Source organism: Agrobacterium sp. AGB01 (genome assembly GCF_014851585.1).
Taxonomy (GTDB): Bacteria; Pseudomonadota; Alphaproteobacteria; order Rhizobiales; family Rhizobiaceae; genus Agrobacterium.
Window position 1 is genome coordinate 103,747 of the sequence record NZ_JACVAB010000006.1, and the last position, 23,928, is coordinate 127,674.

Sequence of the window (23,928 nt, forward strand, 5' to 3'; positions counted from 1 at the left end):
ATGCGCATTGTCGTCACACGCCCGGAAAACACCGGAAAAAAGACGGCAGCACTTTTGCATGACATGGGACATGACGCGGTGCTTCTGCCATTGGTGGAAGCCCGCCACAATATCGAAGCCGCCAGACTTGCGGTGGCAAGCCCATGGGCTTCACTGACCTTTACCAGTGCTCAGGCGCTTGCCGTGTTGGCAGATGCCAAAATTGATTTACGGCCTTTTGCGAGAAAGCCGGTTTTTGCGGTAGGTCAGGCAACGGCGAGTGCCGCCAGACATGCAGGTTTTGAGAATATCCAGACCGCGGATGGTTATGGTGAAAGCCTTGCCCGACTGATTGGCGAGCAAATCAATGGGTCCGACGGCACCATCGCGCCCCTGCTGTACCTAGCCGGATCCCCCCGATCATCAGCGCTTGAAACCGCGCTGGATGGCTTGGGAATTACCTATACGACGACGGAATGTTATCGCATGTTGCCGATTGATTGGTCGAAAGACGATCTCGACGCTATGCTGGTGGCAAAACCGGTTGATGCCGTGCTATTGTTCTCGACTGAAACCGCACGGCTTTTTTTTAAGAGTATTATTTCTGACCGCTACGAGGACCAGCTTCGGCACAGCCATTTTTTCTGTCTAAGTGACAACGTGGCAGCCGCAGTTCCCAAGCCTTTTTCCAGCAATGTTCATGTCAGTTCTCTGCCGTCGCAGGCGGGCCTGCTTGACCTTCTAAAGTCGCATTAGGAACCTAATTCGTGCCTTTGCTCTTTCCTTTGCGGTCATCACTGACTAGTTTTGAATTGTTGAAGGCACAAAGAGGTAGACATGGTCTCGGGAAAACCGCCACGCCACTCCAGGACAAAAGCCGAACCGGTCACGATCGACCTTGATGCAAAGGACGTGAAAACGCTTGCGCCCGGCGTAACAGAGCCGGACAAACAAGAGCCGGTCGTCGCGGCTGATCAACCTTCACAGGACATTCCTGCCTCATCGCCAATTGAACCGCAGCCGAATGTGGATATTGGCGACGAACAGAAAAATGAAAAGCCCTCATTTGAGGAGCAACTTTCAGAGGTCTCTGACAAACCGGATGCCCCTCAAACTCTGGAACGTGAAACTCTGGAAAATGATATGAAGGAAGCGGCGCAGCAAGAAGAGCCAGTCTTCTCGCCACCACCGCCACAACAGCCTGCCTCGACAGAGGCCCGGCAGGGATCATCAAGCTTCATCGCCGCTGGCATTTTTGGTGGCCTGATCGCACTGCTTGCGGCTGGCAGCATGCAATATGCGGGCTACCTTCCACCCTTCTCGTCAGCAGCCAATGAGGATGCGGAAAATGCACTGTCGGCAGAAATAGCCAGCCTCAAAACGCAACTTTCCGCTCTCCAGCAGCAAGCACAATCAGCGCCAGCCGCAGACACCTCGGCCCTTGAGACCCGCTTGGCCGCACTTGAAAATGCTGCACCTGCAGCGGGTGGCGAAAGTGCCGATGTCTCTGGCCTTGCCGATAAAATCGCAGGCCTTGAAGAAACGGTCTCCAGCCTTCAATCCGAACGCTCTGCGCAGGAAACGGCCACCGCTGATCTGACGCGCCGGTTGAACGATGCTGAGGCCAAACTCAACGAACCGCGGGACGACATCGAAGTCGCCCGTGCCATTGCATCCGCTGGCCTGAAGGCAGCCGTCGATCGTGGCGGGCCATTCCTGACAGAACTGGACACCCTTGCCGGTGTTGCAACCGACGATCCGTCCGTGGCAGCCTTGAAACCTTTTGCCACCACCGGCGTCCCATCGCGTGCCGAATTGCTCCGGACATTCCCTGACGTTGCAAACTCTATGCTGGCCACGTTGAACCAGCCCGACCCCAACCAGTCGATCGTCGAGCGTTTGACCGAAAGCGCCTATTCGCTGGTCAAGGTACGGCCGGTCGGCAACATTGAAGGTGAGACGCCTGAAGCTATCATCGCACGCATGGAAGACAAGATGCGCAATGGTGACCTGCAAGGTGCTGCCCTGGAATGGAGTGCTCTTCCCGACGCGGCCAAAACCGTATCAACCGCCTACAAACAATCGCTTGATGCACGGATTGAGGTTGAAAAACTGGTCGGCGACAGCCTGTCGCGCGCCATCAACAGCTCCGGGCAGAAGGGATAAGCGGCATGGCAAAAATTCTGACCTTTATCGTCCTTGTTCTGGCCATCGGTTTTGGTTTTTCATGGCTTGCTGACAGGCCGGGCGTGCTTTCGGTCGTCTGGCAAGGACAGCTCATTGAAATGAGCCTGATGGTCGCGGCCTCCATAATCGCGGTGCTAGTTGCCGCTGTCATGCTGTTGTGGTGGCTGTTTGCCGCCATCTGGACCTCACCTTATGCAGCCCGCCGTTATTTCCGCGCCCGCAAGCGTGACCGTGGTTATCAGGCGCTTTCAACCGGCTTGATTGCCGCTGGTGCCGGTAATGCGCTGATGGCACGCAAGATGACGGCCCGTGCCCAAGGACTGATCAGCGCCGATCAGGAACCGTTGATCCATCTGCTCGAAGCCCAGGCTGCTCTCATTGAAGGCAAATATGACGAGGCCCGCCGCAAATTCGAGGCGATGGCACAGGATCCCGAAACACGGGAACTGGGTCTGCGAGGCCTCTATATCGAAGCGCGACGTCAGGGCGCGCATGAAGCCGCCATGCAATATGCCGAAGATGCCGCTGAAAAAGCACCCCATCTGCCATGGGCAGCTCAGGCTGCATTGGAATTCCGCAGCCGTACCGGCCAGTGGGATGATGCCATTCGCCTGCTTGATCAGCAAAAGGCCGCCCATGTCATGGATCGCGGCGAGGCGGAGCGCCTGAAAGCCGTACTATTGACCGCCAAAGCCAATGATAAGCTGGAAGGCGACCCGAAGGGCGCGCGTGATGATGCGCTGCAGGCACTCAAGCTTGCCAAGAGCCTTGTCCCGGCCGCTATCATTGCCGCCAAGGCCTATATTCGCGAAGACAATCTGCGCAAGGCAGCCTCGGTGCTGGAAAGCGTCTGGAAAATCGCACCGCACCCTGAAGTCGCGGCGGTTTACGTGCGTGCACGTAGCGGCGATACGGCAATCGATCGTCTAAAGCGGGCGGAGAAGCTGGAAGCCCTGCGACCCAACAACGTTGAATCGCTGTTTACCGTTGCGCATGCTGCACTGGATGCCAAGGAATTTGCCAAGGCCCGCAGCAAGGCAGAAGCAGCAGCCAGAATTGAACCGCGTGAAAGCATTTTCCTGCTGATGGCGGATATTGAAGATTCTGAAAACGGTGATCAGGGCCGAGTGCGTCACTGGATGGCGCAGGCGCTGCGCGCACCTCGTGATCCTTCCTGGGTGGCTGATGGCATTGCCTCTGAAAAATGGTTGCCCATCTCACCGGTCACCGGTCGACTGGATGCCTTTGAATGGAAAGCACCGTTTGGACAAATCGAAGGCCCGTTGGAAAATGCCGATGTCAAAGAGGCATTCGCGTCACTGCCACCGGTTGCCAAGCCAGCTACGCCAAAAGCACCTGAACCTACGCCTGCAGCGGTAAAGCCGATCGACATTCCGCCTGTCGTGACAGTTGTCGAGAAAGCAGAAAAGCCGGTAAAGCCGATCTCAACACCAGCACCAGCTCAAACATCGACGCCTGCCCCCAAATCCAAAGAAACCATTGCTGTACCTCCATTGGCAGAAACGGCAAAGGAAGAGGAACCAGTACCGTTCTTTGGCGGTTTGCCGGATGACCCGGGCGTTAAAAAGGCCGGCTCTGAACAGGAACCCAAAACTCGGCTCAAGCTGTTTTGATCGGCAAGTCTCATGAAGCGCCAATTTGCAAAGGATAGGCATGCTTAATCGTATTCAGTCCTTTTTTCAGGAACTTACGGGTGGTCATTCCGGAAAAGACTTTGCACCGGATGATCTGCGTGTCGCTGTTGCTGCGCTATGTTTCCAGGTGATGGAGGCCGATGGCACCATCTCCAAAAGCGAGCGCCAGAAATTGCGGGAAATCCTTTCGCAATATTATTCGTTGAGCGGCAGCACGCTGGAAGCTCTTCTCGAGGCCGGACGCGAGGCAGGCACCGAGGCAGTGGATTATTACCGTTTTACCACCGATATTCGCCGTCACCTTGATGAAACCCAGCGCGTCGCGTTGATCGGTATCCTGTGGGATATCGTTTACGCAGATGGCGATCGCAGCGAAATGGAAGACCACGTGATCTGGCGTATTGCCGATCTGCTCGGTGTTTCGGTCCGCGATCGGGTGTTGCAACGGCAACAGGCTGCAACGCGCACCACAAATGTCAGGGAAAATGAAAACGACGAAAATGCTGTTTGACCCCTCCCGTCAACAGAGCCGGAAACCCGCAATACTGGTCGTTCTGCATCAAGAGCGGTCGACGCCCGGCAGAGTTGGCCAGATGCTGGAGGACAAGGGATATTCTCTGGATATCCGCCGTCCGGCGCTTGGCGATCCCCTGCCCGACACTCTCGCGAACCACGGCGGTGCGGTTATTTTCGGTGGCCCGATGAGCGCCAACGATCCGCATGATTACGTCAAGACGGAAATCGATTGGCTGAAAGTGCCACTCAAGGAGGACAAGCCGTTTCTCGGCATCTGTCTTGGTGCGCAAATGTTGTCGAAACATCTTGGCGGCAAGGTTCATGCCGCCCATGATGGTCAGGTCGAAATCGGCTGGTACCCATTGCACAGCACCGAGAAGGGCCGGTTGCTGATGCCGCACTGGCCAAAGATGGTCTACCATTTCCATCGTGAAGGGTTCGAACTGCCACGGAGTGCTGATCTTCTGGCAACCGGGGATGCCTATCCAAACCAAGCTTTTCGTTACGGGCAGAACGCCTGGGGACTGCAATTTCACGCGGAATTGACCCGCGCCATGATGCAGCGCTGGGTCGTGCATGGTGCTGAACGTTTCACGATGCCGAACGCACAGGTCGGCAGCCAGCACCTTGAGGGACGGATGATGTTCGACACGCCGCTTCGGGCGTGGTTGTCGAATTTTCTTGAGATGGTTTTTGAAGGAAAACCACAGCGCCAGAAAGCGCTGTAAGTCTTGCCGAACACCTCCCCCGAATTTGACGCTTGAAGAACGTCTAGAGATGTTTCGGCATATCCAGACTGTCGACTCTGCGCAGCTTCGGGAAGCTCAACGCCCAAACGACGGCCACAGCCAATGTTCCAAAACCGCCAATCACCACGGCCGGTACAGCGCCGATCACGTGGGCCATGGTACCAGCGCGAAACTCGCCCAGTTCATTGGATGCGCCGACAAACACCATGTTGACGGCATTGACGCGACCACGCACCTCATCTGGCGTCCAGAGCGCAATCAGCGTTTCACGCACATAAACCGACACCATATCAGCAGCACCCATCGCCATCAGCGCACCAATGGAAAGCCATGCGGTCTGGGACAGGCCAAATACAATAGTCGCCACACCAAACAGCGCTACGCCGACAAACATCAGTATGCCGGCATGATGACGAATGGGGTTGAAGGCCAGAAAAGCCGCAACCACGATCGCACCAATGCCGGGTGCTGCACGCAGAAGACCAAGGCCCCAAGGACCAAGTGTCAGCACTTCCTTGGCAAAAATCGGCATCAGCGCCACAGCGCCGCCGAGCAGCACGGCAAACAGATCAAGCGAGATTGCACCGAGAACGATTTTTTCCTGCGAGATGAAGCGAAAGCCTGCCAGCATACTTTCCAGAGATACGGCACGAGCCGGGCTGCGTTGTTCCGGCTTCTTGATGGAGAAGGCCAATACAGCGGAAAGGGCAAACAGCGCAAGCGCAACTGAATAGGCAATCCACGCGCCGGCGCCATATAGCAGGCCGCCGGCAACCGGGCCCATGATCGACGCCATCTGCCAAGACGATGAGTTCCAAGCGATTGCATTTGGCAGGTCTTCTGCCGGGACAAGGTTGGGAGCAAGCGATTGCACGGCAGGACCCATAAACGCCCGCTCAATGCCGAAGATCACGAGGATGAGAAACACCAGCCACGGCACGAAATTATGCGTCAGCGTCAATCCCAGCAGCATTGCAGCGCATAGACAGGCAACCAGCAGGCAGCTTGCCATGATCATGCGGCGATTATGCCTGTCGGCCACGGTGCCCGTAACCAGAATGAGCAGAAGCGATGGCAGAAACTGAAACAGGCCGATCAAGCCAAGGTAGAAACTGTTACCTGTTACCTCATACATCTGCCAGCCGACCGATACGCTGACGATCTGTACGGCAAAAGCCGAAAAGAAACGCGCCGTGAAGAAACGGCGGTAAGAGGGATGCCGGAAAGCGCCGAAGCGATTTTCAGCGGAAGGCAGAGACATTTGTTTGACTTTCGGCTGGTGGCCAATCGATATGAGGCAGGACCACGGCAAAAGATAGATGAGGCGCGTGATTATGTCGCGCTTCCATAAAGCTATTAAGCATGAATCACCAGCCCTGTTGCGGCGGGTCTTGCCGGTTCAAGCTGCAATGTCTAAATGTCTGTCTGCAACTCATGGAGATATTGATGCCAGGCATTATAGACGCGCTGCTTAGTGTTATCATTTTAGCACTGAATCTGTATTGGTGGATATTGATCGCAAGCGCCATTTTTTCCTGGCTCTATGCGTTCAACGTCATCAATTCAAGAAACCAGTTCGTCAGCTCGATCGGCGCCTTTTTATACAATGTTACCGAGCCAGTCCTGCGTCCCATCCGGCGTGTTCTGCCAAATCTCGGCGGTATCGACATTTCGCCGATCATCGTTCTGCTTGGCATCGTTTTCCTGCAGATGATCATCCAAAATCCGATCCGACCTTTCCTGTTGTCGCTGTTCCAATAAGTCATCACAGACTGCCCATAAGATTGCCGGTGTAAACTTATGGGCCGGCAGATGTCTTCACCGACAGGATGCGCTGTTATGACCGACAGACCGTGGACCGCGTTCAACGACCATCTGCGTCTGTCTGTGCGCCTGACACCAAATGGCGGGCGCGACATACTGGAGAGGCTGGAAACAAGTGCTGATGATGATGTGGTGCTGAAAGCACGTGTCAGCGCCGTACCGGAGAATGGCAAGGCCAACAAAGCCCTGATTGCTTTGCTCGCAAAATCTCTGCGCATACCCAAGAGCACAATTTCATTTGTATCGGGCGAAACAGCCCGTAAAAAAATCCTCCGGATCAATGCCGACCCGGAGGACTTGATAATCAAGCTTGAAAAGCTGCTGGATCAGCCCTGAGCCTTGTAGCGCTCGATGGCTTCAACGATCAGCTTCTTGGCAACGTCTACGTTCTGCCAGCCGCCAATCTTAACCCACTTACCCGGCTCAAGATCCTTGTAGTGCTCAAAGAAGTGTTCGATCTGCTTGAGCGTGATTTCCGGCAGGTCTGTGTAGTTTTCGATCTTGTCGTAGCGGCGCGTCAGCTTTGGAGCCGGAACCGCAATGATCTTCTCGTCCTGACCGCCATCATCTTCCATGACCATGACGCCAATAGGACGTACGTTGATAACGCAACCCGGTACCAGCGGACGGGTGTTGCAGATCAGAACGTCGATAGGATCGCCATCATCAGACAGGGTATGCGGTACGAAACCGTAGTTACCCGGATAGGTCATCGGGGTATAAAGGAAGCGGTCCACGATCAGAGCGCCAGCTTCTTTGTCCATCTCGTATTTGATTGGGTGGCCGCCAACCGGCACTTCCACGATGACGTTCACGTCATCAGGCGGGTTCTTACCAATAGAAATTGCATCAATACGCATTCGTGATCCCTCAATCCAGGTGTGGTGGCCAAGTGTAATGGTGGATCGTTCGATACTGGGAAACAACCTGCAATGCAACACAGGCTTTGGTACGAAGCCGAATTTCAAGAAAAACGGTAATAGCGACCGAGGGTTTCAAGCAATGCGTGTCCTGCCGTATTGCCTTTTACTTCCAGGCGTAACCAACTTTTTTAAGTTGCTTGCCAGCAAAGTCTTCCATGCCTTCTGCAACATCGCGGCCGCCATGCGAACGGAAGAACCGGTTTGCAAGTTCGCTGTCTTCAAGGCACCAGACCACGATGCCATCACAGCCAAGCGATTTCAGCAACCGGCGTGCTTCGGTAAACAGTACCGAGCCAAGGCCAATACCTTGATATTCGGGACGCAGATACAACTCATAGACTTCGCCATCATGTGGCAGGCCACGGGCGCGGCTAAGGCCAAGCGTCGCATAACCGGCAATAACACCAGCTACTTCGACCACCAGCATGGTCGCGGAGCCGCGTGTCGCCTTGCGCCACCAGCTTTCGCCACGGCGTTCCAGCATCTGCGTCAGGGGCTTGTGTGGAATGAGACCCGAATAGGTCTGTTCCCACGACATACGGTGTGCCTGGGAAATGGCACCCGCATCCTGCGGTTCTGCTCGGCGAATCTCTATCGATAACGTTTTCATAACGCGCTTCTGGCCCCGGCGAGGCAAACTTGCCAGCCGTAAAGGTTAACGACCTGAAGCTTACCCACAACCTTATCATGTGGACGACGCACCAACGTTAACGCTTTTTTAACCGAAGCAGCAAGCGCCTTTCATGGAAAGCCACAAATAAAAAACCCGGCACAATGGCCGGGTTTTCTGAAATCAAAATCTTCAAGTCAATCAAACAGCAAGCTTGGACTTTTCGAAACGCTTGCGGTCGTTCGCATCAAGGAACATCTTGCGCAGGCGGATCGACTTTGGTGTGACTTCCATCAACTCATCGTCCTGAATCCACGACAATGCGCGGTCAAGGGTCATGCGGATTGGCGGCGTCAGCTTCACGGCTTCATCCTTGCCAGCAGCGCGGATGTTGGTGAGCTGCTTGCCCTTCAGAACGTTCACTTCGAGATCATTGTCACGGGTATGAATACCAATGATCATACCGGCGTAAACCTTTTCACCTGGCTCGATGATCATCGGGCCGCGATCTTCAAGGTTAAACATCGCGTAAGCAACCGCTTCACCCGAACCGTTGGACAGCAGAACGCCGTTGACGCGACCGGCAATAGCACCCTTGAATGGCTGGTAGTCATGGAACAGACGGTTCATGATGGCCGTACCGCGCGTATCCGTCAGCAGTTCGGACTGGTAGCCGATCAGACCACGGGTCGGAGCAAGGAACTTCAAACGAACGCGGTTACCACCGGAAGGACGCAGTTCAGTCATTTCAGCCTTACGTTCAGACATTTTCTGAACGACGACACCGGAATGTTCTTCATCAACGTCGATAACGACTTCTTCGATCGGCTCGATGGTCTGGCCGTTCTCGTCCTTCTGCATTACAACGCGAGGACGCGAAACTGCAAGTTCGAAACCTTCGCGACGCATGGTTTCGATCAGAACTGCAAGCTGCAATTCGCCACGACCGGAAACGAAGAACGAATCCTTGCCTTCAGCTTCTTCGATCTTGAGAGCGACGTTGCCTTCAGCTTCCTTGAACAGACGGTCGCGGATAACGCGAGACGTTACCTTGTCGCCTTCTGTGCCGGCAAGCGGGCTGTCGTTAACGATGAAGGACATCGTAACGGTTGGTGGATCGATCGGCTGAGCCTTCATCGCTTCCGTGACAGAGGGATCACAGAATGTATCAGCAACGGTACCCTTGGAGAGACCGGCAATAGCAACGATGTCGCCAGCGTGCGCTTCATCAATAGCTGTGCGCTCAATACCGCGGAAAGCGAGAATCTTGGAAATACGACCGGTTTCAATGGTCTTTCCATCCTGGCCCAAGACCTTGACGGCCTGGTTAGGCTTGATCGAACCAGATGCGATACGACCAGTGATGATGCGGCCGAGGAAGGGGTTGGCTTCCAGAATGGTACCGATCAGGCGGAAAGGACCTTCTTCAATTGTTGGCTCAGGAACGTGCTTCAGAACCAGATCCAGAAGTGGTGCAAGACCCTCATCCTTAGGACCTTCCGGGTTGACGTTCATCCAGCCATCGCGACCGGAACCGTACAGGATCGGGAAGTCGAGCTGTTCATCAGTCGCATCGAGGTTCGCAAACAGGTCGAAAACTTCGTTGATAACTTCTTCATGGCGGCCGTCTGGACGGTCGATCTTGTTGATCGCGACGATTGGGCGAAGACCAACCTTGAGCGCCTTGGACACAACGAACTTGGTCTGCGGCATTGGGCCTTCAGACGAGTCGACCAGAACGATCGCGCCATCCACCATCGAAAGGATACGCTCAACTTCGCCACCGAAGTCGGCGTGGCCGGGGGTGTCTACGATGTTGATGCGAACACCCTTCCACTCAACCGAAGTTGCCTTGGCGAGAATGGTGATGCCGCGCTCTTTTTCGAGGTCGTTGGAGTCCATAACGCGCTCAGCAACGCGCTGGTTGTCACGGAACGAGCCGGACTGCTTCAGAAGTTCGTCAACGAGGGTTGTTTTCCCATGGTCAACGTGCGCGATGATCGCGATGTTGCGAATTGCCATTGTTCAAAATCTCTGAGGTTGGGCGCTCAATTCGGGAGGGTGCGCCAGTTCATTTGGCGCGCTCATAACCTTTTTTTTGGTTTTGCGAAAGGGGGGGCCGTGTCATATGACCCTTGCGTATACGCAATAACATAAAAATATGACAGCCAAAGCGCGCAACCCAAAGCGGTTGGCGTTTTCTGAAACGCTTTCGATTTCCGCATAGTTTTCAACAAAAAGGCGGGGAATGACCCCGCCTCATATTGTTAGATTAAGCCACGCTTTTTCAGCATCGCATCCGGGCTTGGCATTTTTCCACGAAATGCCAGGTAGGCCGCCTCAGGGTCAACGGAACCGCCAGACGAGTAGATATTCTCCTTCAGCTTACGGGCAAGCTCGGCGTTGAACGGGTTACCGCTTTCCTCAAATGCCGCAAACGCATCGGCATCCAGAACCTCGGACCACATGTAGGAGTAATAACCGGCAGAATATCCGTCGCCGGAGAAGACGTGCTGGAAGTGCGGGGTGGCGTGACGCATGACCAAAGACTGGGGCATGGAAAGCGAAGACAGTACTTCAGCCTGCACCGCCATGGGATCACTGACCTTGCTGCGGTTGTGGAATGCCATGTCGACCAACGCCGACGAGGTATATTCCACCGTGTTGAAACCAGCATTGAAGGTTTGCGCTGCCAGAACTTTGTCGAGCAACGCTTTCGGCATTGGCGCACCGGTTTCGAAATGCAGCGCATAGGCGCTGAGAATTTCCGGCACTGTCAGCCAGTGTTCGTAAAGCTGCGACGGCAGTTCCACGAAGTCACGTGACACACCGGTTCCCGAAACGGACGGATAGGTCACGTCGGACAACATGCCGTGCAGCGCATGGCCAAATTCATGGAACAGGGTACGGGCGTCATCCAGCGACAGCAGCGCCGGCTTGCCTTCCGCTGGCTTGGCGAAATTGCAAACATTGTAGATGATCGGCAGTTCGCCCTGAACACCGTTTTTCAGGGTCAGTTTGTGCTGCGACTGGAACGAGCTCATCCAGGCACCGGAACGCTTGGACGGACGCGCGAAATAATCACCAAGGAACATGGCTTTCAGCGCACCCTTGTCGTCACGAATTTCGAAAACCCGCACATCCGGATGGTAACCTGTCACGCCTTTCATCTCGGTGGCGTGAACGCCAAACAGCCGCTTCGCCACGTCGAAGCAGGCATCGATAATCTTTTCGAGCTGCAGATATGGCTTCAGTTCGGCTTCAGAAAAATTGAACTTCTGTGCACGCAGCTTTTCGGCGTAATGACGCCAATCCCATGGGCAAACCTCGTGATTACGGCCTTCTTCCCGGATGAGGTCGGCAAGCTCGGCTTCTTCCTCACGGGCCCGGGCAACAGCCTTTTCCCATACCGTGGTCAACAGGCCATTCACCGCCTGTGGCGTTTTGGCCATGGTGTCATCCAGCTTGTATGCAGCAAAGCTTTCGTAACCGAGCAGACCGGCCTTTTCCTCACGCAGCGCCAGCGTCTGTTTGACAATGTCGATATTGTCGGTTTCTCCGCCATTCGCACCGCGCGCCACCCAGGCCTTGAACGCCTGCTCACGCAGGTCACGACGTTCGGAAAATGTCAGGAACGGTTCGATAATCGAACGCGACAGGGTTACAGCATAGGCCGCGTCCAGACCTTTTTCCTTGGCAGCTGAGGCCATTGCATCACGCAAAAATGCAGGGATACCGGCAAGCTCCTCGTCACTGGACAACGCCAGCGACCAGTTTTTTTCATCGGCCAGAACGTTTTGGCCAAACTTGGCACCAAGGCCAGCCAGTTGCTCGTTAATTGCAGCAAGCCGTTCTTGGCGGTCCTTGGCAAGCTTGGCGCCGGAGCGGACAAAACCCTTCCAATGTCGTTCCAGAACCCGCTTTTCCTCAGTCGTCAGGCTCAGCGTCTCACGCTGCTCCCAGAGAGCATCGATGCGGGCAAAGAGGTGCGCATTCATGCCAATCTTCGAATAATGACGCGACATTTTCGGCGCGATTTCACGCTCCAGCGCCTGAATGGTCTCGTTGGTGTTGGAGCCTGCCTTGTTCCAGAAGATCGACGAAACACGTGAAAGTTCGTCGCCGACAATTTCCAGCGCAACGATGGTGTTTGCAAAGGTTGCGGCCTCGGCATTGCCTGCAATCGCTTCGATTTCCGCTTCGTGATTTGCCAATGCAACATCAAAGGCTGGCGCGAAATCACTGTCTTTCACCGCGTCGAACTGCGGCAATCCGTTCGGTCCGGTCCACTGAAAAAGCGCCTGATTTGCTACGGAATGCGATGTCATATGCCTTCACCTCTGAACTGTTACCTTAAACCGCATATAGTACAGACATTGGTCAAAATCCAATCAGCTTCGCAGGTTTAAATTGAGGTTTTTGCGCCCACCATTAAGGCGCAAATGTTACCCGATTTGGTGTCAGAAAGGGGGATAAGGATAGAGAAGAAGGCACGGATTGCAGGCGTTTTGACGCCTCACGACAATATCCGGTGCATAAAGCCAACACGCTGCCCTTTGAGGCGTGCAAAATATTGACCAACACCCTGAACGTGTGATGTATTTTTCCAATAATATCCCATGATGGAGATATAAATTATGGAGATCTATTCTTTACGGACATCCGCGAATTTCATTTTTAACAATAGCGCCAAGAAAAATCCGACGCCAGAAATTGAAATTCCTCGTATCGAAGAACAATCAAACAGCGAAACCTTTGCGGCCCCGCAAGAGCAAAATGAGCGTGTTAATTTCTCCAGCATAAGCCCGCGTGAATTGCGCGACATGGCAACTGAATATTATCAGGCCGGGCAAATACAGCAGACGATATATAGCGAGCTATCTTCTGAACTTCCCACGCATGCCTTGAATGCAATGGGCGAAGTGGTCGATCTTACCCACGTCACCGACGATACCTATTTCGATTTTGGCTCCTATTTCCGGGACCAACTGACCATTGCCCAATCCATCGGTGATCCCGCCAAGGCGGAAGTTCTTGAAGATGTTGTGTCGTTTATCGACAGCGTTTGAAGCCAAAGCGGGTTGATTTGTGGCCTTGCGGCACGATACTTCGCAAGTTGATTTGATTTCCACGGTAAAACTAGTAAGTCTGCCTTATGGAAGGCAGGTCATGACACAGCATCAGGAAACACAATCGATTGCATTTCTGGTCATTTCCGGTGCGCGCCTGTTCAACAGCGCATTTGAAAAACGTGTCTCCATCGCCGGTCTGGAATTGACGCCGGGTGAAGCCCGAACCTTGCTGACAATCGCCGCTATCAATGGCAGCAGGCAAACTGAAATTGCCGCCCGTATCGGCGTGGAGCCAATGACACTCTGCGCCTATCTTGACCGGCTGGAGGGCTTGAGCCTTGTCGAGCGCCAGCAAGACCAGAAAGATCGCCGCTCCAAGCGCGTGTTTCTCGCTCCAGCCTCGACCGTCATGCTCAAGGAAATTCGCATTGAGATCGATGCCCTGATCACGCAGGCGACCAAAGGCCTGACCAAGACAGAGGTTGATACCATGCATAGGTCACTCACCCTCCTGAACAGCAACCTGCAAAACCTGCAGGATCAGCCTTAAACGGCGATAATCGGAATATCAGAACGAATGCCGCCTCCTCTACCAGCGCCCACTCCGATCATGACCACGCGGCGGACCGCCATTCTTGGCGCCCTGTTGATGGCGATCGGACCAATTTCCATGGCAATCTACACGCCAGCTATGCCGGAACTGGTCAAAGCATTCGGCACAACGGAATCGGCAATCAAGATCAGCCTTGCCCTTTATTTTGCAGGTTTCGCGCTGGCGCAGCTTGTCTCCGGCCCGGCATCGGATGCTTTTGGCCGTAAGTCGGCCAGCCTTTTTTTTCTCTCGATCTATCTGGCAGGCGGACTGATTGCGGTGTTTGCTCCATCGGTCGAGTTTCTTCTGGCCGCCCGACTTATCCAGGGTATCGGCGTATCCGTCGGCATGACGGTGGCGCGCGCCATTGTCCGCGACCAGTTCATTGGATCTGAAGCATCCAGTATCCTCAACCTGATCGGCATCATGCTGGCAATCGGCCCTGCTATTGGCCCGACAATGGGCGGACTGTCACTTGCCGCCTTTGGCTGGCATTCGGTTTTTTGGCTGATGGTTGGTTTTGGCGTCATCTCGGTTGTCGCAGTCGTATTTTTCCTGCGTGAGACAACCGTGCCGGACAGAAAGCTGATCAGACCGGGCAACCTCGTAAGGGCCTATGCCGAATTGCTGAGAAACAAACGTTTCCTCTTTGCCGCGCTCATTATGGCCGGTTCGGTTGGCGCCCTTTATGCCCAGGCCACCATGCTGTCCTTTATCCTCATCAATGAGGTCGGCCTCACGCCGACAGGATTCGGGCTGAGCATGCTGATGCAGTCAGGCGCTTACTTCTCCGGTTCGGTTGCGCTGCGGTTTCTGGTCAAAATCTTAGGTGACCGCCACTCCGCAATGCTCGGACTATGCTGTTCGGGCATCGGTGGAACATTGATGATCCTGTCGGTTTTCCTTCTAGAGCCATCGTTCATAACCATCATGGGGCCGGTGGCTGTTGCCACCTTCGGCATCGCATTGATCACGCCTTACATCGTGACGGCTGCGATGGCGCCCTTTCCGCATATGGCTGGCTCGGCATCGGCAATGATGGGTTTTATACAGATGAGCTCCGGTTTTATCGCCGGTGTTGTGGCCTCGCTAATTGGCTCACCACTGCTCGCCTTCGGCACCGTTATTCCTTTTATGGAATTTATGGCCATCGCTGGCTACATCGGTTTTGCCAGCTTCACCCGCAAAACGGCATGAAAAAACCGCGGCGTCGCCACCGCGGTTCTTTAAAATCACAGGCTCTGTTGATTACTTGCCCTGATTACGCTTTGCGAGGGTGCGCAGACGAAGTGCGTTGAGCTTGATGAAGCCAGCTGCATCCTTCTGGTCGTAGGCACCCTGGTCGTCTTCAAACGTCACCAGCTTGTCGGAGTAGAGCGACTTGTCGCTTTCGCGGCCAGTCACCATCACATTGCCCTTGTAGAGCTTCAGCGTGACTTCGCCTTCAACATGCTCCTGGCTCTTGTCGATCAATGCCTGCAGCATTTCGCGCTCTGGCGAGAACCAGAAGCCGTAATAGATCAGCTCGGCGTAACGTGGCATCAGCTCATCCTTGAGATGGGCTGCACCACGGTCAAGCGTGATGGATTCGATAGCGCGGTGAGCTGCCAACAGGATTGTACCGCCAGGTGTTTCGTAAACGCCACGCGACTTCATGCCAACAAAACGGTTCTCAACGAGGTCGAGACGACCGATACCATTGTCACGACCGTAGTTGTTCAGCGCAGCAAGCAAGGTTGCCGGCGACATTTCAACACCGTTAATCGAGCAGGCATCGCCCTTACGGAAACCAATCTTGATGGTTGTTGCCTGATCCGGTGCAGCTTCTGGAGAGATCGTGCGCATGTGCACATATTCCGGAGCCTCGACAGCCGGGTCTTCCAGAACCTTGCCCTCGGAAGAGGAATGCAGGAGATTGGCGTCGACGGAGAATGGCGCCTCGCCCTTCTTGTCTTTGGCAACCGGGATCTGGTTTTCTTCGGCGAACTTCAGCAGGTCAGTACGGCTTTTGAAGGCCCAGTCGCGCCATGGTGCGATGATCTTGATATCAGGGTTCAGCGCATAGGCCGAAAGTTCGAAGCGAACCTGGTCGTTGCCCTTGCCGGTTGCGCCGTGCGCAATCGCGTCTGCGCCGGTCTTCTTGGCGATATCGATGAGATGCTTGGAAATCAGCGGACGCGCAATGGACGTGCCCAACAGATAGACGCCTTCATAAACGGCGTTGGCACGGAACATTGGGAACACGAAATCACGCACGAATTCTTCGCGAACGTCCTCAACGAAGATTTCCTTGATGCCCAGCATCTCGGCCTTCTTGCGCGCTGGTTCCAGCTCTTCGCCCTGACCAAGGTCAGCTGTGAAGGTTACGACTTCCGCACCGAGTTCGGTCTGGAGCCATTTCAGGATGATCGAGGTATCGAGACCGCCAGAATAGGCGAGAACGACTTTTTTAACGTCTTTCGGAAGTGCCATGAGTGATGTCCATCTGCGTACCGGCGAGCGATGAGTTCGCCATTTCCTTGGGAATGCGGCACTTTTAGCGAGTTTATTGGCGCACGCAAGGAAAACCGGTGAAAGGCAGTGTCAGAGCAAGTGAAATTCCATTGGGAACAAAATCCGTCCACGTGAATTAAGCCATCCGGGCATCTTCGCTCTGAAGGGAAGATTTGAGGAGAGACCGATGAGCAATCCGCATCCAGCATTCGCGCAAGGCAATGTCGCGGTCATCACAGGGGCAGCTTCGGGGATAGGGCTGGCGGCAGCAAAAAAATTCGCAAGTCTCGGTATGAGTGTCGTGCTGGCTGATCTGGAAGGCGACAACTTGGCCAATGCTTACGCCGATGTGTTGGCAGAGGCAGAGGAAGGTGAAGCGCAGGTCGTGTCGATTGCGTCTGATGTTTCAAAACCCGATGACCTCGGCGCACTGGAACGCGCCGTTATCCAGCGTTTCGGCCGGGTGCATGTGCTGATGAACAATGCTGGCATTCAGCCGGGCAGCTCGATCTTTGGCCCGCAGACCAATTGGGAAAATGTGTTTGGCGTCAACCTGCTCGGCGTCATCAATGGCAGCCGAGTGTTTGGACCGGGCATGATTGGCCATGGCGAGCCGGGCCTGATCATTAATACCGGCTCCAAACAAGGCATCACCACCCCTCCTGGCGATCCGGCCTATAATGTTTCAAAAGCCGGTGTCAAAGCCTTTACCGAGGCACTGCAACATGAACTGCGCAACGTTGCCGATTGCGCGATCACCGCCCATATGCTGATCCCCGGTTTTGTCTTTACCAACCTCACCGCCAATGGTCGCACGGAAAAACCTGAGGGGGCATGGACACCGGAACAAACCATTGAGTTCATGCTGGAAAGCATTGGTCACGGTGATTTCTATATACTGTGCCCGGACGGCGAAGTGGACAGAAAGACAGACGAAAAGCGTATTCTTTGGGCCGCCGGTGACATTGTTGAAAACCGCCCGCCGCTTTCACGTTGGCATGGAGATTACACCGGCGCTTTTGATTCCTTTCTCAAGGCGCAGCAGTAAATAGCTGGCGTCGCGATATCCGCGTTCACCGATACCGTTCATCGATCGGCAAACAGAAAGACCAGGCTTTCGACAGCATGGTCTTTTTTTTCGTCTGCCGTTTCGGTCCAAAATTGTTGCTCGCGTTGTGACCGCCATGATCACCGCATTGGTTCTGCGCCGGTTTCAGATCACACGCACTAATTTTCTTGTCGCAATAAGACAGGCTGCCCCACCTTTCGTGGAACATATCCTCGTACAAGGGATGCATTTCGCCACCTCAAAATTGAATCGATTCAAAAACGATACGGAAATCAAATTGAACCGATTCAATATTACGCAAAAATTCGCTCTGTCAAACGTTTCTTGAACCGATACAAAAAACTGCTACCTTTATGACGACATAAAGGAGTGGTTTTGACAAAAGGCCCGATAAGACTGGCAGATATCGCCAAGGCGGCAGGGGTTTCCCAAGGGACTGCATCGAATGTTTTCAGTCGGCCGGAAATCGTCCGCGAAGAAGTCCGCGAACGTGTGCTCGGTATCGCGCGGGATCTTGGCTACAAAGGACCTGACGTGAAAGGCCGACTGCTGCGTGCCGGCAAGTTCAACGCCATCGGCGTCGCATCATTGGAGCCGCTATCCTATTTCTTTGATGACCCATGGGCACGCGCCATGATGAAGGCTGTCAGTGATGTTTGCGATGAAACCGGCACTGGCATTGCACTCGTTTCTGCCCGCAATCAGCAAAAACTGGCCTGGAACATCAACAGCGCTCTGGTTGATGGTTTTATTCTTCTCTGTGTCAAAGAAGGTGGCAGGCTGGTCGATCTCAGCCGACAACGACAGGTTCCCTGCGTTGCGCTGGCGCTGGAAAACGCCGAAGACGGCTTTCCGATCATCGAAATTGATAATCGCAAGGGCGCAGAAGCCGCTGCCCGGCACCTGGCAGAACTTGGCCATAAGAACTTTGCCGTCTTGGCGATCACCCACCGCTCGGCAGTTCCGGGAACGGTGAAACCAGAGGCGGTAGCCTCCGCAATGTCATCCAGCGCTAGACTGCGCATCGAAGGTTATTTTGATGCCCTGCGGGACTTCGACATCAATCCGCAGGACGTTGCGATCCACGCCACGCTCAACGACAAAAAGAGCGTCGTTAACGCATTGGAAGCGCTGTTTTCGGCACCTGAACCACCAACAGCACTGCTTGCCATGTCAGATCGCATCGCGCTTTACGCCATACAGTGGCTAACTGAACGTGGCATATCTGTTCCCAACGATGTCTCGATCATTGGATTTGACGGTGTTCCCGAAGCGGCCTTGAGCACGCCAGCCCTAACCACGATGCAGCAGCCATTCGAAGACATTGCTGCCAAGGCAGTAAGTGCCATCCTGAATGACGAGGAACTGGCAAGCAGTCAAATTTTGGATGTGAAGCTGGTTTTGCGGAACAGCACGGCACCACCACGATCATTTTCCGCAAGCCTAATATAAGCAACGATTGGCAGAATTATAAAATACCGCTACAGCTTGGCCAAAGGACACATTAACCGGGTGCCATTCTCATGGATTTCGTGCCAACCCTGCCAACTCTCATTGCATTCACCATCGCTATTCTGCTTTTGGCTGTCACGCCCGGTCCGGACATGACGCTGTGGATCAGCCGCTCCCTGCGTGAGGGGCGTGCTGCGGGCTTCATGACCCTGGTCGGTACCAATCTTGGCATTACCGTTCACACCATGCTGGTGGCATTTGGTGTTGCCGCCCTCATCGTTGCCTCACCGACCGCCTTTTTGATCTTGAAGACCGGTGGCGCTGCCTACCTCGTCTGGCTTGCCATTCAGGCCATTCGCAAAGGTTCCGATTTCGTGATGGCGAAACCTGCAGAGGAAAAGACGCAAGGGTCGTGGGTTTCCGCGCTTGTGAACGGACTGTGGGTCAATCTGCTGAACCCGAAGGTCATCATCTTCTTCATGACCTTCTTGCCGCAATTCGTCAGCGCGTCGGATCCGCACGTTACCGGAAAGCTGATCTTCCTTGGTATCTGGTCGATTATCGTCGCGCTGCCAATCGGTATCGGCATTGTGATTGCCGCAGATGCCTTGTCTTCGTGGCTGCAGCGTAATCGCAAGATTTTGCGCGGGCTGGATTATACGATCGCCGGGGTCTTCTCGCTATTTGCAGTGAAGATTTTCCTCACCCAAACCAAATAAAAGCAAAGCGCGCAGGCCTTCGGCAGGAGAGTTTGTTGCGACTTGCCACGAGCTATACGTTCAAACGTCGACCCTTAGAGAACGCAAGAGCGTTTTGTTCTTTGTGACATCGGGATGGAGAAATGCCGAACGAAGACCTTGCCCGCTTGATAAGCAATATTGCGCTATCAGATCGCAAGGCCTTTGTTGTGCTTTACAACCAGACAAGCTCGAAACTTTTCTCCATTTGCCTGCGTATATTAAAAGATCGGACAGATGCCGACGAGGCGCTGCAGGAAGTTTACGTCAAGGTTTGGCAACGTTCTCATTTGTTTTCGGCCATATCCGGTACTCCGGAAAGCTGGCTGGCAACAATTGCACGCAATCAGTCAATTGATATGATTCGTATGCGTAAACCGATAGCCAGCGAGTTGGATGAGGTTTTTGATCTGAGTGATCAGGCCCCAAACCCGGAGCAGGCGACATTGCAAAGGGACACAGGTCGCACAATAGATTTGTGTCTCGATGAGCTGGACGAAACCCGTGCGGAGGCCGTAAAACGCGCTTATCTGGACGGAATGACCTATCAGGAACTTGCAGATCGGTACGCTGTACCATTGAATACAATGCGGACATGGTTGAGACGCAGTCTCATCAAACTCAAAGAGTGCATGGAGAGATGACAGGCCCGAAGCAAACTGGAGGGAGCAATCCCCGAGATGACATCATCGCCGCAGAGTATGTTCTGGGCGTTTTGTCGTTTGCTGACCGGAAAAACGTTGAACAACGTCTTCTCACCGACGAAACCTTCGCCGACATTGTCAAAAACTGGGAAGAGCAATTTTCTAGCCTCAACAATGCCTATGAACCTATCGCACCGAATGCGGCGACGCTTGCCAGGGTCGAGGACCGCCTATTTGGGGTCTCTCAGCACCAAATCGAGTCCCCGTCCCGAATTTGGAGTTCGCTCGCTTTCTGGCGAAGTATGACGGCGTTGACCTCCGCTGCTGCGGCCATCGCCGTGGTCATAATGGTTATGTCACCATCATCCCAGCCATCAACACGTATGTCATACATGGCCGAACTATCATCTCCCGACACACCAATGGCCGTCATGGTGGCTTATGACGCAGAGACGGGAAAAATGGTTCTGACTCCGATGGCGGCGGGGGACAAGGAGCAAAAATCTCTCGAACTTTGGTTGGTAAATGCTGACGGAAGCCCTCGGTCGCTTGGCGTGATTGACCCGCATAGCGATGCGGAAATGATCGTGCCGGTCGACATGCGAGATGCGCTACATGATGGAATGACCCTGGCTGTCAGCCTCGAGCCCTATGGTGGGTCCCCAACTGGCAAACCAACAGGCCCAGTTCTCGCCAGTGGAACAACGCGCCAGTTGTAGGTTTGCTTTTCCTTCATTTAATAAAAATGTCTCCGTCCTGAAACTTCGTGTGAACATCACCCGTATCTCTTCATGTCCCGGATATGCCGCTTGCAACAACGCTGGTGGCGATTGGCGGAACCAGAGGAGAATACGCCATGATAAAATCCACCCTACGCATGGTTGCGCTTGCCGCAGCAGTTTCAACGGTTGCATTCGCAGCTCAGGCCAAAAACCCGATGGTTGGCGGCGCCGAGATGTATGAGAACAAGAACATCGTCGAAAACGCCATGAACTCCAAGGATCACACCACACTGGTCGCCGCTGTCAAGGCTGCCGGACTGGTCGAAACGCTGCAGGGAAAGGGACCATTTACGGTTTTTGCCCCGACCAATGAAGCTTTCGCCGCCTTGCCAAAAGGAACCGTGGATACCCTGCTAAAGCCTGAAAACAAGGCTCAGCTTACCAAGATTTTGACCTGCCATGTCGTTGCTGCAGATGCCATGTCGACCGCGATTGAAAAGATGATCAAGGACGATGGCGGCACCCATGACGTCAAAACCGTTGGCGGCTGCATCCTGAAAGCCAAGGAAAGCATGGGCAAGATCACACTAACCGATGAAGCCGGCAATGAAGCCCACGTCACCATTGCCGACGTCAAACAATCGAATGGCGTCATTCACGTCATCGACAAGGTCTTGCTGCCGAAAATGTAATTGATATCGGCGCAGGAACCGGAGCGCATTCACTGGGGCTTCGGATGAAGAAAAAAATCTCACCTGAGATTTCGAGGCGCCTTATATCGGCGCCTCTCTTTTTGCCGGCTGCTGGGCAACAATTGCCCATAATGACAGATCAACCGGGATGGCCAAAATAAGATCAACCGATTAGCAACTCGTCATCATCAAGTGCCTGACCGCGTATCTTGCGGAACATCTCGATAAGGTCTTCGACCTGAAGGCCCTTGCGGCTTTCACCGGACACATCGAGAACGATCTCGCCACCATGCAGCATGATCGTGCGGTCACCATAATCCAGCGCCTGCCGCATGGAATGAGTCACCATCAAAGTGGTGAGCTTGCGCTCTTCAACGACCTTACGGGTCAATTCCATGACAAATTCCGCCATGCCAGGATCAAGTGCTGCCGTGTGTTCGTCGAGCAGCAACACATCGGAATCGGCAAGCGTTGCCATAACCAGCGATACAGCCTGGCGCTGACCGCCCGACAAAAGATCCATGCGGTCTTTCAGGCGGCTCTCAAGCCCCAGATTAAGCGAGGCAATGCGTTCGCGGAAGAAGTCACGACGACCACCACCCAAGGCAGGCAGAAGGCCACGGAACTTGCCACGTGATGCCGCAAGCGCCAGGTTTTCTTCGATGCTGAGCGCACCGCAGCTGCCAGCCAGTGGATCCTGAAACACGCGGGCGACCTTACCAGCACGGCTGGCCGTTGGTTTGCGTGTTACATCACTGCCGCCAATGGTGACCTTGCCAGCAGTCGGCAGAACGTCACCCGCCAGAACGCCGAGCAGCGTCGACTTGCCGGCACCGTTGGAGCCGATAACGGTAACAAAAGACCCGTCTTCAATTTTAAGATCGACCTTCGACAGCGCCTGCTTTTGCAGCGGCGTGCCTCGACCGAAGATAACCTGAATGCCATCGAGCGCGATCATGATGATGCTCCTCCGCGACGCAGTCTAGGAAGGATGAGAGCAATCGCCACCAGGACCGCCGTAACGAAGTTAAGGTCGGATGCCTTCAATCCCAGACTGTCACTGGACAGCGCCAGCTGGATGGCAAGGCGATAGGCAATCGAACCGAACACGCAGCCGATCAGCGCAATCAGGATACCACGAGCCCCAAACAGCGTTTCACCGATGATAACGGCAGCAAGTCCCACAACAATGGTGCCGACACCGGAGGTCACATCGGCAAAACCATTGGTCTGGGCAAACAATGCGCCACCAAGCGCCACAAGTGCGTTGGAAATTGCCATACCGAGATAAATCTGGTTGCCGGTCTTCACACCCTGCGCACGCGCCATGCGGGCGTTGGCACCGGTTGCACGCATGGCAAGGCCAGCATCGCTCTCAAGGAAACGCCAAACTACGATCACAGCGATTAGCACCAAGGCTCCAACGAACAACGGACGCACCAGATATTCAGACAGACCAAGACCATAAAATGGTTCGATCATCGTTTCCTGATTGAGCAGCGCCACATTCGGTTTGCCCATGACACGCAGGTTCACAGAAAACAGCGCAATCATCGTCAGAATTGACGCGAGTAGATTGAGGATCTTGAAGCGGACATTCAGCGTTGCGGTCACAACACCGGCAACGGCACCGGCCGCCATCGCACAGGCGGAAGCGAGCCAAGGGTTCAGACCTGCGATGATCAGAACCGCAGCAACGGCTGCACCAAGCGGAAAAGAACCGTCTACGGTCAGATCCGGGAAATCCAGCACACGGAATGCGAGGTAAACGCCAATAGCAACAAAGGCGAAAACCAGCCCCATTTCTACAGCACCCCAGAAGGCGATTTGACTCACAAGAAAAATCCTTGGTTTATCGCCCAATGCTCACACTGGGCGCATTTACTGCAGTTCCTAAACTGCCATGAAAGCTGCTCGCTGATCCCGTCGTCGCAATCCTGCCTAGAGGATTGGATCACATCTACCTTTGACGATGCCCGGGACACGCCCGGGCATGACGAAGATCGTGCGGC

The 23,928-nt window shown here is 54.3% G+C and carries 24 protein-coding genes; 16 read left to right on the plus strand and 8 right to left on the minus strand.

The genetic code is table 11. The annotated features are described in order from the left end of the window. From IB237_RS19680 to IB237_RS19700, 5 genes are all read left to right on the plus strand, one after another. Positions 1-735, plus strand: coding sequence for a uroporphyrinogen-III synthase (locus IB237_RS19680; RefSeq protein ID WP_192490418.1), 735 nt, complete (start codon positions 1-3; stop codon positions 733-735). 81 nt (positions 736-816) lie between these two features. Next, on the plus strand, positions 817-2,145 hold the full coding sequence (locus IB237_RS19685; protein ID WP_192490419.1) for a COG4223 family protein: 1,329 nt from the start codon (positions 817-819) through the stop codon (positions 2,143-2,145). Between the two features lie 5 nt (positions 2,146-2,150). Beyond that, positions 2,151-3,800, plus strand: coding sequence for a heme biosynthesis protein HemY (locus IB237_RS19690; protein ID WP_192490420.1), 1,650 nt, complete (start codon positions 2,151-2,153; stop codon positions 3,798-3,800). A 40-nt stretch (positions 3,801-3,840) separates the two neighbouring features. Further along, positions 3,841-4,332, plus strand: a complete 492-nt coding sequence (locus tag IB237_RS19695) for a TerB family tellurite resistance protein (RefSeq protein WP_192490421.1) — start codon at positions 3,841-3,843, stop codon at positions 4,330-4,332. Beyond that, a complete protein-coding gene (locus IB237_RS19700) occupies positions 4,322-5,065 on the plus strand; it encodes a glutamine amidotransferase (protein ID WP_192490646.1) in 744 nt (247 codons plus the stop codon). Before IB237_RS19695 ends, IB237_RS19700 begins: the two co-directional genes overlap by 11 nt. A 43-nt stretch (positions 5,066-5,108) precedes the next feature. Here IB237_RS19700 and IB237_RS19705 read toward each other — a convergent pair whose 3' ends face one another. Then, positions 5,109-6,347: an MFS transporter gene (locus IB237_RS19705; protein WP_192490422.1), complete on the minus strand. Its 1,239-nt coding sequence runs from the start codon at positions 6,345-6,347 to the stop codon at positions 5,109-5,111. 185 nt (positions 6,348-6,532) lie between these two features. On the opposite strand from IB237_RS19705, the gene IB237_RS19710 reads away from it, so the two are divergent. Together IB237_RS19710 and IB237_RS19715 are read left to right on the plus strand one after the other, a co-directional pair. Then, positions 6,533-6,847 carry a YggT family protein gene (locus IB237_RS19710; RefSeq protein WP_192490423.1) on the plus strand — a complete coding sequence of 105 codons (315 nt, stop codon included), beginning with the start codon at positions 6,533-6,535 and terminating at the stop codon, positions 6,845-6,847. A gap of 78 nt (positions 6,848-6,925) precedes the next feature. Next, positions 6,926-7,246 carry a DUF167 domain-containing protein gene (locus tag IB237_RS19715; protein WP_192490424.1) on the plus strand — a complete coding sequence of 107 codons (321 nt, stop codon included), beginning with the start codon at positions 6,926-6,928 and terminating at the stop codon, positions 7,244-7,246. Here IB237_RS19715 and ppa read toward each other — a convergent pair. The 4 genes from ppa to IB237_RS19735 form a co-directional block, all read right to left on the minus strand. Continuing rightward, positions 7,237-7,770 (minus strand): inorganic diphosphatase, encoded by a 534-nt coding sequence (gene ppa, locus IB237_RS19720; RefSeq protein WP_192490425.1) that lies wholly within the window; start codon positions 7,768-7,770, stop codon positions 7,237-7,239. The two genes, IB237_RS19715 and ppa, sit on opposite strands and share 10 nt — an antisense overlap. A gap of 166 nt (positions 7,771-7,936) precedes the next feature. Further along, positions 7,937-8,443, minus strand: a complete 507-nt coding sequence (locus IB237_RS19725) for a GNAT family N-acetyltransferase (protein WP_192490426.1) — start codon at positions 8,441-8,443, stop codon at positions 7,937-7,939. 201 nt (positions 8,444-8,644) lie between these two features. After that, complete coding sequence (gene typA / locus IB237_RS19730) at positions 8,645-10,465, minus strand: translational GTPase TypA (RefSeq protein WP_192490427.1); 1,821 nt, start codon at positions 10,463-10,465, stop codon at positions 8,645-8,647. 245 nt (positions 10,466-10,710) lie between these two features. Beyond that, entirely contained in the window at positions 10,711-12,771 is a 2,061-nt protein-coding gene (locus tag IB237_RS19735; RefSeq protein WP_192490428.1) for a M3 family metallopeptidase, read from the minus strand. A gap of 309 nt (positions 12,772-13,080) precedes the next feature. On the opposite strand from IB237_RS19735, the gene IB237_RS19740 reads away from it, so the two are divergent. The 3 genes from IB237_RS19740 (at position 13,081) to IB237_RS19750 (ending at position 15,304) form a co-directional block, all read left to right on the plus strand. Further along, complete coding sequence (locus tag IB237_RS19740; RefSeq protein ID WP_192490429.1) at positions 13,081-13,512, plus strand: hypothetical protein; 432 nt, start codon at positions 13,081-13,083, stop codon at positions 13,510-13,512. Positions 13,513-13,612: 100 nt separating this feature from the next. Further along, positions 13,613-14,065 (plus strand): MarR family winged helix-turn-helix transcriptional regulator, encoded by a 453-nt coding sequence (locus IB237_RS19745; RefSeq protein ID WP_192490430.1) that lies wholly within the window; start codon positions 13,613-13,615, stop codon positions 14,063-14,065. 60 nt (positions 14,066-14,125) lie between these two features. After that, a complete protein-coding gene (locus IB237_RS19750; RefSeq protein WP_192490647.1) occupies positions 14,126-15,304 on the plus strand; it encodes a multidrug effflux MFS transporter in 1,179 nt (392 codons plus the stop codon). Positions 15,305-15,355: 51 nt separating this feature from the next. Here IB237_RS19750 and IB237_RS19755 read toward each other — a convergent pair whose 3' ends face one another. Then, positions 15,356-16,579 carry an argininosuccinate synthase gene (locus tag IB237_RS19755; RefSeq protein WP_192490431.1) on the minus strand — a complete coding sequence of 408 codons (1,224 nt, stop codon included), beginning with the start codon at positions 16,577-16,579 and terminating at the stop codon, positions 15,356-15,358. Between the two features lie 208 nt (positions 16,580-16,787). Between IB237_RS19755 and IB237_RS19760 the strand changes: the two genes are divergently transcribed. The 6 genes from IB237_RS19760 to IB237_RS19785 all read left to right on the plus strand — a co-directional run bounded on the left by IB237_RS19760 (position 16,788) and on the right by IB237_RS19785 (position 21,916). Beyond that, positions 16,788-17,648, plus strand: coding sequence for an SDR family NAD(P)-dependent oxidoreductase (locus tag IB237_RS19760; protein WP_192490432.1), 861 nt, complete (start codon positions 16,788-16,790; stop codon positions 17,646-17,648). Between the two features lie 396 nt (positions 17,649-18,044). Further along, positions 18,045-19,121, plus strand: coding sequence for a LacI family DNA-binding transcriptional regulator (locus IB237_RS19765; protein WP_192490433.1), 1,077 nt, complete (start codon positions 18,045-18,047; stop codon positions 19,119-19,121). Between the two features lie 71 nt (positions 19,122-19,192). Next, complete coding sequence (locus tag IB237_RS19770) at positions 19,193-19,840, plus strand: LysE family translocator (protein ID WP_192490434.1); 648 nt, start codon at positions 19,193-19,195, stop codon at positions 19,838-19,840. 122 nt (positions 19,841-19,962) lie between these two features. Further along, positions 19,963-20,502, plus strand: a complete 540-nt coding sequence (locus tag IB237_RS19775) for a sigma-70 family RNA polymerase sigma factor (RefSeq protein ID WP_192490435.1) — start codon at positions 19,963-19,965, stop codon at positions 20,500-20,502. After that, the gene (locus tag IB237_RS19780) at positions 20,499-21,221 is read left to right on the plus strand and encodes an anti-sigma factor domain-containing protein (RefSeq protein ID WP_192490436.1); all 723 of its coding nucleotides are present in this window, start codon (positions 20,499-20,501) and stop codon (positions 21,219-21,221) included. Before IB237_RS19775 ends, IB237_RS19780 begins: the two co-directional genes overlap by 4 nt. Positions 21,222-21,358: 137 nt before the next feature. Further along, entirely contained in the window at positions 21,359-21,916 is a 558-nt protein-coding gene (locus IB237_RS19785; protein ID WP_192490437.1) for a fasciclin domain-containing protein, read from the plus strand. 163 nt (positions 21,917-22,079) lie between these two features. Here IB237_RS19785 and IB237_RS19790 read toward each other — a convergent pair whose 3' ends face one another. Together IB237_RS19790 and IB237_RS19795 are read right to left on the minus strand one after the other, a co-directional pair. Beyond that, positions 22,080-22,874 carry an ABC transporter ATP-binding protein gene (locus IB237_RS19790; RefSeq protein WP_192490438.1) on the minus strand — a complete coding sequence of 265 codons (795 nt, stop codon included), beginning with the start codon at positions 22,872-22,874 and terminating at the stop codon, positions 22,080-22,082. Then, positions 22,871-23,752 carry an ABC transporter permease gene (locus IB237_RS19795; RefSeq protein ID WP_192490439.1) on the minus strand — a complete coding sequence of 294 codons (882 nt, stop codon included), beginning with the start codon at positions 23,750-23,752 and terminating at the stop codon, positions 22,871-22,873. The genes IB237_RS19790 and IB237_RS19795 overlap by 4 nt, the downstream gene beginning before the upstream one ends. Between the last annotated feature and the right edge of the window lie 176 nt (positions 23,753-23,928).